The 12,974-nt window shown below is 65.3% G+C and carries 10 protein-coding genes and 1 tRNA gene; 1 reads left to right on the forward strand and 10 read right to left on the reverse strand.

The window, feature by feature from the left end:
* Nucleotides 1–60: 60 nt before the first annotated feature.
* The 6 genes from alaS to SALB1_RS01400 form a co-directional block, all read right to left on the reverse strand.
* The gene (gene alaS / locus SALB1_RS01375; protein WP_109992222.1) at nucleotides 61–2,688 is read right to left on the reverse strand and encodes an alanine--tRNA ligase; all 2,628 of its coding nucleotides are present in this window, start codon (nucleotides 2,686–2,688) and stop codon (nucleotides 61–63) included.
* Between the two features lie 106 nt (nucleotides 2,689–2,794).
* A complete protein-coding gene (locus SALB1_RS01380; protein ID WP_109992223.1) occupies nucleotides 2,795–3,094 on the reverse strand; it encodes an MTH1187 family thiamine-binding protein in 300 nt (99 codons plus the stop codon).
* A 636-nt stretch (nucleotides 3,095–3,730) separates the two neighbouring features.
* Nucleotides 3,731–4,216 carry a regulatory protein RecX gene (locus tag SALB1_RS01385; protein ID WP_109992224.1) on the reverse strand — a complete coding sequence of 162 codons (486 nt, stop codon included), beginning with the start codon at nucleotides 4,214–4,216 and terminating at the stop codon, nucleotides 3,731–3,733.
* Nucleotides 4,217–4,283: 67 nt separating this feature from the next.
* Nucleotides 4,284–5,405 carry a recombinase RecA gene (gene recA / locus SALB1_RS01390; RefSeq protein WP_109992225.1) on the reverse strand — a complete coding sequence of 374 codons (1,122 nt, stop codon included), beginning with the start codon at nucleotides 5,403–5,405 and terminating at the stop codon, nucleotides 4,284–4,286.
* Between the two features lie 78 nt (nucleotides 5,406–5,483).
* Nucleotides 5,484–6,026 (reverse strand): RNA 2',3'-cyclic phosphodiesterase, encoded by a 543-nt coding sequence (gene thpR / locus SALB1_RS01395; protein ID WP_158590574.1) that lies wholly within the window; start codon nucleotides 6,024–6,026, stop codon nucleotides 5,484–5,486.
* Nucleotides 6,027–6,039: 13 nt separating this feature from the next.
* Nucleotides 6,040–6,552 (reverse strand): CinA family protein, encoded by a 513-nt coding sequence (locus SALB1_RS01400; RefSeq protein ID WP_109992227.1) that lies wholly within the window; start codon nucleotides 6,550–6,552, stop codon nucleotides 6,040–6,042.
* 93 nt (nucleotides 6,553–6,645) lie between these two features.
* On the opposite strand from SALB1_RS01400, the gene mutS reads away from it, so the two are divergent.
* Complete coding sequence (gene mutS, locus SALB1_RS01405) at nucleotides 6,646–9,240, forward strand: DNA mismatch repair protein MutS (RefSeq protein WP_109992228.1); 2,595 nt, start codon at nucleotides 6,646–6,648, stop codon at nucleotides 9,238–9,240.
* A 272-nt stretch (nucleotides 9,241–9,512) separates the two neighbouring features.
* Here the strand turns inward: mutS and SALB1_RS01410 are convergent, their stop codons facing one another.
* The 4 genes from SALB1_RS01410 to ychF all read right to left on the reverse strand — a co-directional run bounded on the left by SALB1_RS01410 (nucleotide 9,513) and on the right by ychF (nucleotide 12,968).
* Nucleotides 9,513–10,004, reverse strand: a complete 492-nt coding sequence (locus SALB1_RS01410) for a DUF2505 domain-containing protein (RefSeq protein ID WP_109992229.1) — start codon at nucleotides 10,002–10,004, stop codon at nucleotides 9,513–9,515.
* Between the two features lie 91 nt (nucleotides 10,005–10,095).
* Entirely contained in the window at nucleotides 10,096–11,499 is a 1,404-nt protein-coding gene (locus SALB1_RS01415) for an AarF/ABC1/UbiB kinase family protein (protein WP_109992230.1), read from the reverse strand.
* A 228-nt stretch (nucleotides 11,500–11,727) separates the two neighbouring features.
* Nucleotides 11,728–11,803 (reverse strand) — tRNA-Met (locus SALB1_RS01420).
* Nucleotides 11,804–11,876: 73 nt separating this feature from the next.
* Nucleotides 11,877–12,968 carry a redox-regulated ATPase YchF gene (gene ychF, locus SALB1_RS01425; RefSeq protein ID WP_109992231.1) on the reverse strand — a complete coding sequence of 364 codons (1,092 nt, stop codon included), beginning with the start codon at nucleotides 12,966–12,968 and terminating at the stop codon, nucleotides 11,877–11,879.
* Nucleotides 12,969–12,974: the final 6 nt, after the last annotated feature.

The following is a 12,974-nucleotide window of genomic DNA, read 5'->3' on the forward strand; positions in this document are numbered from 1 at the left end:
GGATTCATTTTTCCTTGGGCTCGGCGGCCGCGGCCGCCCGTGCATTGATTCGTTTTCGGCTCAGCCGGTACGCGCCGACAGACGTTCGTCGATCCAGCCGGTTACGCTGGCGAGCGCCGCGTCGAGATTCTCGGGCTCGCTGCCGCCGGCCTGCGCCATGTCCGGACGGCCACCGCCCTTGCCGCCCACCTGGCTGGCCACGTAGTTGACCAGATCGCCGGCCGGCACCCGGTCGGCCTGTGCCTTGGCGACGCCCGCGATCAACGCGACTTTGTCGCCCTCAGCCGCGCCGAGCACGACAATGGCGTTGTCGAGCTTGTTCTTGAGCGCGTCGACCGTTTCCCGAAGTGTCTTGCGATCGGCGCCGTCCATGCGCTTGACCACGACCTGGGCGCCGCCGATATCGACCGCCGCGGAGGCCAGATCGTCGCCCTGGCTGGCCGCCAGCTTCTGGTTCGCCGCTTCGAGCTGCTTTTCGAGGCCGGATACGCGCTCAAGCACGCGATCCAGCTTGTCCTCGAGTTCGCTGGGCGCCGCCTTGAGCCGGCTGGCCAGCCGTGTCTGGCGATCGATCACATCCTGTATCCAGGCCAGCGCATGGCTGCCCGAGACGGCCTCCAGGCGCCGGTTGCCGGCCGACACGCCGCGCTCCTCGGTAATCTTGACGAAACCGAGCGCACCGGTGGCCGGCGCGTGGGTCCCGCCACACAGTTCCACCGAGTAATCGCCGAAGCGCACTACGCGCACGACCGAGCCGTATTTTTCGCCGAAGAAGGCCATCGCGCCCTCGGCCACGGCCTCGTCGTAGGATCGCTCGTAGATGCGCCCTTCGATGTTCTCGCGAATCTTGTCGTTGACCTGGGCCTCGATGGTCGCCAGCTGTTCCGGCGTGACGGCCTCGAAGTGCGAGAAATCGAAGCGCAGGCGATCGGGGGCCACCAGCGAGCCCTTCTGGCGTACATGCGTACCGAGCGTGTCGCGCAGCGCCGCGTGCAGCAGGTGGGTGGCCGTGTGATTGAGTTCGATGTCGCGCCGGCGCGCCACGTCCACCGTGGCGGTCACCGCGGCGCCAGGCACGACCGCGCCATCCTCGGCATGGCCGAAGTGCAGGAATACGCCGTTCTGCTTCTGCGTATCGGTGACGACGAAGGTAAAGCCGTCGCCGGCGATGGTGCCGGTATCGCCGACCTGGCCGCCGGATTCGCCGTAGAACGGCGTGCGGTCGAGCACGACCACACCCTGCGACCCGGCCGCGATGGCATCGGTGGGTTCGCCGTCGACCAGCAACGACACGATCCTCGCCTCGGCCTCGTCCTCGGTATAACCGAGAAACTCTGTGGCGTCGCCGACATCGTCGAGCCTGGCGTGGTAATCGGCGCCGAACTGGCTGGCCGCCCGGGCGCGCTCGCGCTGGGCGTTCATGGCGCGCTCGAAGCCTTCGTTGTCGAGCGTCAGATCGCGCTCGCGGGCCACGTCATTGGTGAGATCGACCGGAAAGCCGTAGGTGTCGTAGAGCTTGAACACGGTCTCGCCCGGGATCTCGGTGCCGGACAGGCCGGCAATGGCATCCTCGAGAATCTTCATGCCCTGGGCGAGCGTTTCCGAAAAGCGCTGTTCCTCCTGCTCGACCACGTGCTCGATCTGGGCCCGGGCATCGCTCAATTCGGGATAGGCCTCGCCCATCAGCGCATCGAGCGGCGCGACGAGCTGGTAGAAGAACGTGCCGGTCGCGCCCAGCTTGTAGCCGTGCCGGATCGCGCGCCGCATGATCCGGCGCAGCACGTAGCCACGGCCTTCATTGGATGGCATCACGCCGTCGGCGATCAGAAACGCGGTGGCGCGGATATGGTCGGCCACCACCTTCAGCGACGGCAATTGATCTTCGCGCGGCTGGCCTTCGATGCCGACGGCCTCGGCGGTGGCCGCCATCAGGGTCTGGAAGACATCGATGCCGTAGTTGTCGTGCGTGCCCTGCATGACCGCGGCGATGCGCTCCAGGCCCATGCCGGTATCGATCGACGGCTTGGGCAGATCGCGCATTTCGCCGTCGGGCTGGCGGTCGTACTGCATGAACACGAGGTTCCAGATCTCGACGAAACGATCGCCGTCTTCCTCCGGCGTGCCGGGCGGCCCGCCCCAGATATGCTCGCCGTGATCGTAAAAGATCTCCGAACAGGGGCCGCAGGGCCCGGTGTCGCCCATCTGCCAGAAGTTGTCCTTGGCGCCAATGCGGGCCAGACGCGCCTGGGGGATGCCGATGTCATCCTTCCAGATGGCCTCGGCTTCGGCGTCTTCCTCGTACACCGTGACCCACAGCTTCTCGGCCGGCATCTCCAGTTCGACGGTCAGGAACTCCCAGGCGAAACGAATGGCCTCGCGCTTGAAGTAATCGCCGAAGCTGAAGTTGCCCAGCATTTCGAAGAACGTGTGGTGGCGTGCGGTATAGCCGACGTTCTCGAGATCGTTGTGCTTGCCGCCGGCACGCACGCAGCGCTGGGCCGACACGGCGCGGTTGTAGTCGCGCTGGTCGCGACCGAGGAACACATCCTTGAACGGCACCATGCCCGCGTTGACGAACAACAATGTCGGGTCGGAAGCCGGTACGAGGCTCGACGAGGCCACGAACCGATGCGCGTTGGCCTTGAAATATTCGATGAAACGCGAACGCAGCGCGTTGGTGGTCATCATGGGTCGCGTCTCCGGTACATCCAGGCTTTCTGCCAACAGTTTCGGGCAAAGCCTTCACAAACAGCCCGTCAGTTTAGCAAACCACGGGCCGCAGCCCCACTGCGGGCTATCTGTCCAGGCCGCGAACGGCGGCGATCTTGTCGTCGTTGCTCTGATCGCGGTCGGTCCGGGTACCGACCTTGATCGAGGTATGCACCCGCGGCGCACCGAGATCGTGGATGGTCTGATGGCATTCCTTGAATGCGGCAAACACGTCGTCCCATTCACCTTCCACATTCGTGCCGTAGGCATGCAGCTGAGGTTTCAATCCGGCGGCCTCGAGAATCGGGCCACAGGCGGCGATGTACTTCGACACCGACACCCCCGCGCCCAGCGGTATCACACAGATTTCGGCGGTGACTTTCATCACACTTCTCGCGTTGAATATCCGTACCCGATCATGCCATCGGCCGTTCGATCATGCAGGCCGGATTCCATTCATTCGATGCGCCGTAAAAGGCCGCGATCCACAGATTTCACCGGTGGCACAGATTGAACGCGGACGACGTCGCGAGCCGGATCGTTCATAGCGGCGCGTGGGGCCCAGCCGTCCTGCAAGAACTGTTCCGTCCGCCAATGGACACACACGCACGCCGATGGATACCACGCTGTTGCCGTGTTGCGTCTTTGATCACCACTGCGTATCGAGGAACAGACGTAGTAACCGCACGTAACAGATCTGCGTATATCTGCGTCGATCTGCGGACAATAAAAAGCGACTTAATTTGTACAAGGTTCATTCAAGGCACTGATGACGCCAGTGCTAGCGCACCTGAAGCAGCAATACCTTGATTTTACTTCTTATTTGCGCTCATTCGTGTGCATTTGCGGACAAAATGCCCTGGCTTATTCAACCAGCTGCGTGTCGCACATAATCAAGAGCCGCCTTGCTACGACAGCGATAGGCGCGCCGTAACCAGAGATCCGCCTGTATTCAACCTGCGAAATCCGTGCAATCCGTGGATAGAAAAACAGGCCACCGAGCCCGCAAACAGCCCGAAGATCAATCGTCGAACGCAGCCGCCAGCTGATCGGCATCGAAGCCGCGGCGTTGCAGGAAACGCATCTGCTTGGCCCGGGCTGGAAAGTCGGCCGGCAACTCGGCGCCGAAACGCTTGCGCCGCGCGGCTTCGGCCAATTCGTCCCAGTCGACCCCGGCCTCGGCCAGCGCGGCCTCGATCTCGCCATCGTTCACCCCGGCGCCGCGCAGTTCGGCGCGAATCCGGATCGGGCCGATGCCACGGCGGGCCTTGCTGGCCACCGCGGCTTCGGCGTAGCGGGCATCGGACTGCAGGCCATCTTCGACCAGCTCGTCGAGCACGGCCTCGATATCGTCGGCCGCGTGCTCATGTTTTTTCAATTTGGTGACGAGTTCGGCACGGGCATGCTCGCGCCGCGCCAGCAGATCCATGGCGCGCTTGCGAATCGCGAGCCGCTCGGCATGGCGCGCTTCGTCTTCCGGTCGCTCGTTGTTCGTGTCGTCGTCCATGTCGCTTCACGACAACGGCCGCGCTTCGCGCGGCCGATCATCGGATCGATATGTCTGGCGTGACCGCCTATTTCGCGCCGCGTTTGGACGCGCCCGAGGCCGCAGTGGCGCTGTTTTCCGAAGACAACAGATCCGCTTCGCCGGCCTGATCCGCGCCATTCGCCGCGGCTGCTTCGGCTGCCTTCTCTTCCTTCGTCTTTTTCTTCGGCAACAGCTTCTCGCGCAGGGCTGCTTCGATGGTCTGCGCGATTTCGGGGTTGTCCTTGAGGAACTTGCGGGCGTTGTCCTTGCCCTGGCCGATGCGGTCGCCGTTGTAGGAATACCAGGAGCCGGCTTTTTCCACCAGGTTGTTGGCCACGCCCAGATCGATGATCTCGCCTTCGCGCGAGGAGCCCTCGCCGTAGAGGATCTCGAACTCGGCCTTGCGGAACGGCGGCGCCATCTTGTTCTTGACCACCTTGACGCGGGTCTCGTTGCCGATGACTTCGTCGCCCTTCTTGATCGAACCGATGCGGCGGATGTCGAGCCGCACGGACGAATAGAACTTCAGCGCGTTGCCGCCGGTGGTGGTTTCCGGGCTGCCGAACATCACGCCAATCTTCATGCGGATCTGGTTGATGAACATCACCGTGGTGCCGGTGCGCTTGATGTTGGCGGTCAGCTTGCGCAGTGCCTGGCTCATCAGCCGCGCCTGCAGGCCGACATGCGAATCGCCCATCTCGCCCTCGATCTCGGCCTTGGGCGTGAGCGCGGCGACCGAGTCCACCACCACGATATCGACCGCCGCCGAACGCACCAGCATGTCCGCGATCTCGAGCGCCTGCTCGCCGGTGTCCGGCTGCGAGATCAGCAGGTTCTCGATATCCACACCGAGGGCTTCGGCATAGGTCGGGTCCAGCGCGTGCTCGGCGTCGATGAAGGCCGCGGTGCCGCCGGCCTTCTGCGCCTCGGCGATGGCCTGCAGCGTGAGCGTGGTCTTGCCCGAGGATTCCGGGCCGTAGATCTCGACCACGCGGCCGCGCGGGTAGCCACCGACGCCGAGCGCGATGTCGAGCGTCAGCGAGCCACTGGAAATCGAGGCGACGTTGGAGTTGTCGACATCGCCCATGCGCATCACCGAGCCCTTGCCGAACTGGCGTTCGATCTGGCTCAGCGCGGCGGCGAGTGCTTTCTTGCGATCTTCATCCATAGTGATCGGGTCCGTTCGAATCGAACGCAGGCCTCCCGGGCGGGAAAGCAGACTGCTGATGGTCGGGTATGGGCGGCATTATTTCACATTTGCGAGGGGCCCAGCCTCGCCCGCGAGCGGCCAGCGCGCAAGTATGCGATAAGCGCCGGCCACGCCGTGCGCCCCGCTTTCGGCCAGCACGAACTCGCGCGCCCGCCAGGCGATGGGGGCGACCGAACGAGCCGCGATCGGCGCGGCTTTTCGTTGCAATGTGATATGCGGCACGAAACGCCGCCGATCAAGACCGGGGCCGCGCAAAAAAGCCGCGAGATCGAACAACGCCTGTGGCGGGTCGGAAAGCCCGAGCCAGATCAGGCGAGGTTTGGAAAAGCCGTCGAGGCGGTCGAACACGAGGTCGATCGGCGCTGCGGACACACGCTCGGCGCGGGCGATCAGCGCCTCGCGCCCGGCCGCGTCGCAGTTGCCGTGGAAGGCGAGCGTGAGATGCAGCTTGTCGCGGGCCACCGGCGCGCCCTGGGCATCGAGTGCCGCGCCGAGCTCGGCGATGCGCCGGGCCGCATCGGGCGGCGGCCAGAGCGCGAAGAACAGACGCTGTGATCTCGATGTATCGCCGGCCGTCATGCGCGCCCCGCCCTCAGCCGGCGTCCACGCGTTCGCGCAGGCCGACCAGCGCGGCCAGAACCGAAGCATGCCGTACCGCACGGCGGTCGCCGTCGAATCGATAACGAACCACGTCGGGCTCGCCGCCGCGCGCCTGCCAGCCGATGAATACCGTGCCCACCGGCTTGTCGGCACTGCCACCACCGGGCCCGGCGACGCCGGATACCGCGATCGCCCAATCGGCGCCCGGCGCCGCGGCCAGTACGCCCCGGGTCATGGCCGCGACCACCGGCGCGCTCACCGCGCCGTGATCGGCCAGCAGCGCCGGCGCCACCCCGAGATCGGACTGCTTGGCCTCGTTGGAATAGGTGACATAGCCGCGCTCGAACCAGGCCGAACTGCCGGGGACGTCGGTGCAGGCGGCCGCGATCATGCCGCCGGTGCAGGATTCGGCCATGGCCAGGCGCCGGTCGCACGCCGGCAGCAGCGCGGCCAACTGCCCCACCAACTCGTCGATCGCGCCGTCAGGATCGTAGAGCGTCGTCATGTGGGCATTATGCCAGCGCGACCCTGCGAAACCGGAATTGTCGGACTACAATTCGCGCCTGTCCGCGCCATGCACCAGCCACGACGAGACCCCATGAGCGATCCGGCGACCCGCCACGCCCAGCACACGCCGATGATCCGCCAATATCTGGCGATCAAGGACGAGTACCCGCACATGCTGGTGTTCTACCGCATGGGCGATTTCTACGAGCTGTTCTTCGACGACGCCAAGCGCGCGGCCGAGCTGCTCGACATCACGCTCACCGCGCGCGGCGAGTCGGGCGGGGTATCGATTCCCATGGCCGGCGTGCCCTATCACGCGGCCGAGTCGTATCTAGCGCGGCTGATCGCGCGCGGCGAATCGGTGGCCATCTGTGAGCAAATGGAAGCCCCCGGCAGCACCAAGGGGCCGGTGCGGCGCGAAGTGGTGCGCGTGGTCACGCCGGGCACGGTCACCGACGATGCTCTGCTCGATGCGCGCACCGCCAACCTGATCGTGGCCATCGCACCGGCCAAGCGCGCCATCGGCGTGGCCGCGCTCGAACTCGCGCGCGGCGACCTGGCAGTCACCGAGGTCGCCGATGAGGCCGCGCTGGCCGCCGAGCTGGCGCGTCTTTCGCCCAGCGAGGTCGTGGTGTCGGATCAATCCACGCTCGATCTCAAGCTGAACGACACGGCCCGCACCGAACGCCCGGCCTGGCTGTTCGACGCGGTGTCCGCCCGGCGCAAGCTGGAGGCATTCTTCGGCGTGGCCCAGCTGGACGGTTTCGGTTGCGGCGACATGCCCCGCGCGATCGCCGCAGCCGGCGCGCTGATCGATTATGTCGAGGCGACCCAGCACACCGCCCTGGCGCATATCGCGTCCATGCGGACCTATGCCGTCACCGACACGCTGATCCTGGACGGGCCCACGCGGCGTAACCTGGAAATCGAGGCCAGCGCGAGCGGCGACACTCGACACAGCCTGATCGGCCTGCTGGATCGCTGCGCCACGGCCATGGGCGCGCGTGCACTGCGCCGCTGGGCAGCCGAGCCGACACGCCACTTCAACACGCTGGCCCATCGCCACCAGGCGATCGAAACCCTCATGCGCGGCGCCTATGTGCCGATCGCCGACAAGCTGCGCGCGATGGCCGATGTCGAGCGCATCGCCACCCGCATCGCGCTGGGTACCGCCCGGCCGCGCGATCTGTCCGGGCTGGCCGGTGCGCTGGCCGGGCTGCCGGGGCTGAAAAAAGAACTCGCCGGTCTGGATGCGCCGTTGCTGGCCGGCATCGATACCGCGCTCGACCCCGCCGACGATCTCGCCGGCCTGCTGGCGCGGGCCATCGTGGCCTCGCCGCCGGTGGTGGTACGCGATGGCGGCGTGATCGCCGACGGCTACGACGATACGCTCGACGAATTGCGCGCGCTGTCGGCCAACGCCGACGGCTATCTGGCCGAACTGGAAACACGCGAGCGCGAACGTACCGGCGTGGACACGCTCAAGGTCGGCTACAACCGGGTACACGGCTACTACATCGAAATGGGGCGCACCCATGCCGACAAGGCGCCCATCGACTACCAGCGCCGGCAGACCCTCAAGGCGGTCGAGCGCTATATCACGCCGGAACTCAAATCCTTCGAGGACAAGGTGCTGTCGGCGCGCGAACGCGCCCTGGCGCGCGAGAAACAACTGTATACGGAGCTGGTCGAACGGCTGGCCACGCACATGTCGCGCCTGCAGTCGATCGCCGACGGCCTGGCACGGCTGGACGTGCTGTCCGGGCTGGCCCGCTGTGCGGTGGATTATCGCTGGGTCGCGCCCCGGCTGACCGACACACCCGGCATTCATATCAGCGGCGGCCGCCATCCGGTGGTCGAGCGCTTTTCCGACGCGCCGTTCGTGGCCAACGACACCGAACTGGACGACGACACGCGCGTGCTGCTCATTACCGGCCCCAACATGGGCGGCAAGTCGACCTACATGCGCCAGACGGCGTTGATCGTGCTGATGGCGCACATCGGTTCGTTCGTGCCCGCTGATTCCGCCACCATCGGCCCGCTCGACCGCATCTTCACGCGCATCGGCGCCGGCGACGACCTGTCCGCCGGCCAGTCCACGTTCATGGTGGAGATGAGCGAGACCGCGCAGATTCTGCACCACGCCACCGAACAGTCGCTGGTGCTGCTGGACGAGATCGGCCGCGGTACCTCCACCTACGACGGCCTGGCCCTGGCCCGGGCGGTGGCCGAACGACTGGCCACGCACAATCGGGCGTATACGCTGTTCGCCACGCACTACTTCGAGCTGACGCAGATCGCGGCCGACTGGCCGGCCGCGAAAAACGCCCATTTCGAGGTGGCGGACTACGCCGATGCCGGCGGCGAACAGAAACTGGCGTTCCTGCACGCGATCCGTCCCGGCCCGGCCTCGCGCAGTTTCGGCCTGCAGGTCGCCGCCCTCGCCGGGGTGCCGAAGAAAGTGATCCGTCAGGCCGAGAAGCACCTGGCCGAACTGGAAAACGCGTCGCGCGAATCGAGCAGCCCACAGCTCGGCCTGTTCGAGGCGCCGAAGCCGGCCCCGGTCGCCGAGACCGCGCCGGACCCCGTGCACGACCTGCTCGACGAGATCGACTGCGACGATCTCACCCCGCGTGAAGCTCTGGCCAGGCTTTATGAGCTGAAGAACCTGCGAGAGCGTTCATAGAGCTCTTCGAAGAGTGAGTCAGCGAATCAACGCGCAATAAACGCAAATGAACGGATCAACGGGTCGAGGCCCGCGTGGCCACAGCGCTCGACCCACCAGCACGGCGCCACTGGCCTCTTCGTTCCGGAAAACCGGATCGACGTTGTATGCCGATCACTGTGCTCGGACCGAAGCGAGTCTTATCGCTCGAACGGTCTTTTATTCGCGTTCATTGGCGTTCATTCGCGGACCCGTATTTTCAACGAACGGCCCGCGAGATACCCGAAAACCGCTCAGGCGTAATCGGCCGCCATCTGGTTGGTCAGCTTCAGATCCTTCTGCATGTGCCGGCTGATCGGCCCGGCTACGGTTTTCTCGATCTTGCCGCCCAGCAGAGGCACCGAGGCCTTGATATCGAAATCCAGGGTGAGACGCGAGCCCGAGCCCTGGTCGGTCAGGTGCAGGGCGGCCCCGATCTGTACCGGCGCTTTTTCGATCTCGATGTCCAGGCGGCCGCGCCCCTGATCCAGCTGCCAGGCATCGGTCTGGCGCAGATACAGATGGTCGCCGATCCGGCTCTTGATGAAATCGGGGAACTTGAGGCGGGTCGCCTCAAGCGCGTGACGCACGGTAATCGAGAAGCGATTCTCGCTGCTCTGGGTATCGATCACTTCGGGCTCGCCGCCCATCTTCTCGTACTTGGCGCGGTAGTACGCCTCGTCTCCGAACATGCGCAGGATGACGTTGCGCGGATAGTCGAAGTCGAAGGTTTCCTGAAATTTCATGAATCGTCCTTTTCGTTTTGATCGAGCGGCAGCACCCCGACGGTCACGCCGCACGTAGGCGTCGCACTAAGGCGTTCGGCCAGGTGTTCGGCTAGGCGTCGGGCCGGATCCGGCCGTTTTCCTGATACAGATAGGCGCCCAGCAGATCGTGCGCGTTGATCTGGGCGCCGAGCACCGACAGCAGCACGAACACGCCGCCGAGCCGGCGATGCAGGAACACGATCTCGCGCGGCGGAATACGGAACCAGCGCGAGATGGCCGCATCCTGTACCGCCTTGGAGACACGCCAGAACAGATCCGACTCGCCCCACTTGTAACGACCGTCCGGGGTCGACAGTTCGGCCGGCGGTTCGGCGCGAAACGGCTCGATGATGAGCAGGCCGACGTTGGCGAAATCGTCGAACACGCGCTGCGGCGAATCGCGGCGCAACAGATTGATGCCGATCGCGCCGTCGATGAGTTTCTGCCGATCGCCCTCGAAAGCGCCCGCCACCGTGTCGTAGTACGAGCCGAGAAAGCGCGGTGCGAATTCGCGGGTTGCGCCGAAATCGAGCAGCACGAACTGGTCGGCGCCGTCGTCGTTGATCCGGACCTTGTAGTTGCCGAAATGCGGGTCGGTCTGGACGATGCCCCAGTTGAAGAACTCGAGGAAAAACAACTCCAGCGCGGACTCGCTCAGATGATTGCGCCGCTCCTGCGAGAGACTCTTCACGCGCTCGCTCTGGACGTGGTCGGCGGCCTCGAACGAGGTCACCAGCACGGTCTCGGTCGAATATTCGGGAAAGACCTCCGGCACCACGTAGCGGTCGTCGTGGGCCAGACGCTGACCGAACTCGCGGGTCATGCGCAGTTCGCGATCGTAATCCACCTCGCGGTAGATCATCTCGCGCACTTCCTCCATCACCGAGTGCAACTCCATGCCCTTGGGCACGAGCCGCGCCAGACGCACGATATTGGTCAGCGTACGGATATCGCTATCGATGGCATCGGCCAGGCGCGGGTACTGTACCTTCACGCACAGTTCGCGGCCGTCGGATTTACGCCAGGCGCGGTGCACCTGGCCCAGCGAGGCCGCTGCGAGCGGCTCCGGGTCGATATCGAGTTCGTCCAGGCGTTTGCGCCCGAGCCGTTCGATCACCACCGGTTCCAGATCCGCCCAGGCCACCGGCGGGCTGTCGTCCTGCAGGCTGCGCAGCACCTCGATCGCCTCCGGCGGCATGAAGTACTGGCCATAAACCGACAGCATCTGGCCGACCTTCATCACGCTGCCCTTGAGCTGCCCGAGCTCGTCGGCCAGGAACTGGGCCTGCCGGACATAGAACTCGCGGTTTCGGGCCTCGCGATCGGCCTTGTTGCGGAACAGATTGCCCACCGTGTGGGTAGCGAACGACGCGCCAGCCATCATGCCCATGCGCGCCATCGCCGCGTTGCGGTCGAACGACCCGGTCTTGAGCTTGAGCGGCTTACGCTTGCCACCGTCGGATTTCTTCGCCATAGGGATCGGGGCCCGTTGACACTCGCTTGGCCGTGTAGCGCCAGAGTCTAGCAGCTTGGCCGCACACGACCCATCCACCCTATTCCGGGGGCGTGCGTTTCGGAGCGGATACGAAAAAGGCCCGGGCGGGCTGCCGGGCCTTTTTACGCTCGATACCGGCCCGGGTATGGGAATCGCCGATGCCGATGGTCAGCGGCGCGACATATGCCCGTGCGTACCGTCTCGATTTGGTGGCCATGGCTGGATTTGAACCAGCGACACCAGCATTATGAATGCTGTGCTCTAACCCCTGAGCTACATGGCCGCGAAGGCGCGAGATTATGTTCGGCCCGGCCGTTTCCGTCAAGACGACAACGGCCAAAAAATACGGAATCCGCTCAGACGTTGAAGCGGAAATGCACCACATCGCCCTCGGCCATGCGGTACTCCTTGCCTTCGAGCCGCTGGCGGCCGGCTTCCTTGGCGCCTTTCTCACCGCCAAGCTCGACGTAGTCGTCGTAGCCGATCACCTCGGCCCGGATGAAGCCGCGCTCGAAGTCGGTATGGATCACACCCGCCGCCTGCGGCGCGGTGGAGCCGGCGCGCACCGTCCAGGCCCGGACCTCCTTGGGCCCGACCGTGAAGAACGTCTGCAGCCCGAGCAGCGCGTAGCCGGCACGGATCACGCGATTCAGCCCAGGCTCGTCCTGGCCCAGTTCGGCCAGGAATTCGAGCTTGTCGCCGCCGTCGAGTTGCGCGATCTCGCCTTCCAGCGCCGCGCATACCGGCACCACCCGCGCGTTCTGTGCTTCGGCGTGCGCGCGCACACGATCGAGCAGCGGGTTGTTCTCGAATCCCTCCTCGTCGACGTTGGCCACGAACAACGCCGGCTTGGCGGTGATCAGATGCAGCTCGCGCAGCGCCGCGTGCTCGTCTTCGGACAGTTCCAGCGCCCGTACCGGGGCGCCGGTGTCGAGATGATCGCGCACACGGGCGTAGACGTCGGCCTGGCGCTTGGCGTTCTTGTCGCCGGATTTCGCGGCCTTGGACACCCGGTCCAGCGCCCGGGTGACCGTGGCCAGATCCGCCAGCGCCAACTCCGTGTCGATGGTCTCGATATCGGCGATCGGATCCACACGCCCGGAGACATGCATGACATCGTCATTCTCGAAACAGCGCACGACATGCAGGATGGCATCGGTCTCGCGGATATTGGCCAGAAACTGGTTGCCGAGCCCTTCGCCGGTCGAGGCCCCCGCCACGAGCCCGGCGATATCGACGAACTCGATGGTCGTCGGCAGCACCTTTTCCGGCGCGGCGATCGCGGCCAGCTTGTCGAGCCGTGGATCCGGCACGGTGACCACGCCCACATTGGGATCGATGGTGCAGAACGGGTAGTTCTCGGCCGGAATCTCGGCCGCGGTCAGGGCGTTGAACAGGGTCGATTTGCCGACATTGGGCAGGCCGACGATGCCGATCTGAAGCGCCATGGAAAA

This window comes from Salinisphaera sp. LB1 (assembly GCF_003177035.1).
In the GTDB taxonomy this organism is placed as follows: Bacteria; Pseudomonadota; Gammaproteobacteria; order Nevskiales; family Salinisphaeraceae; genus Salinisphaera.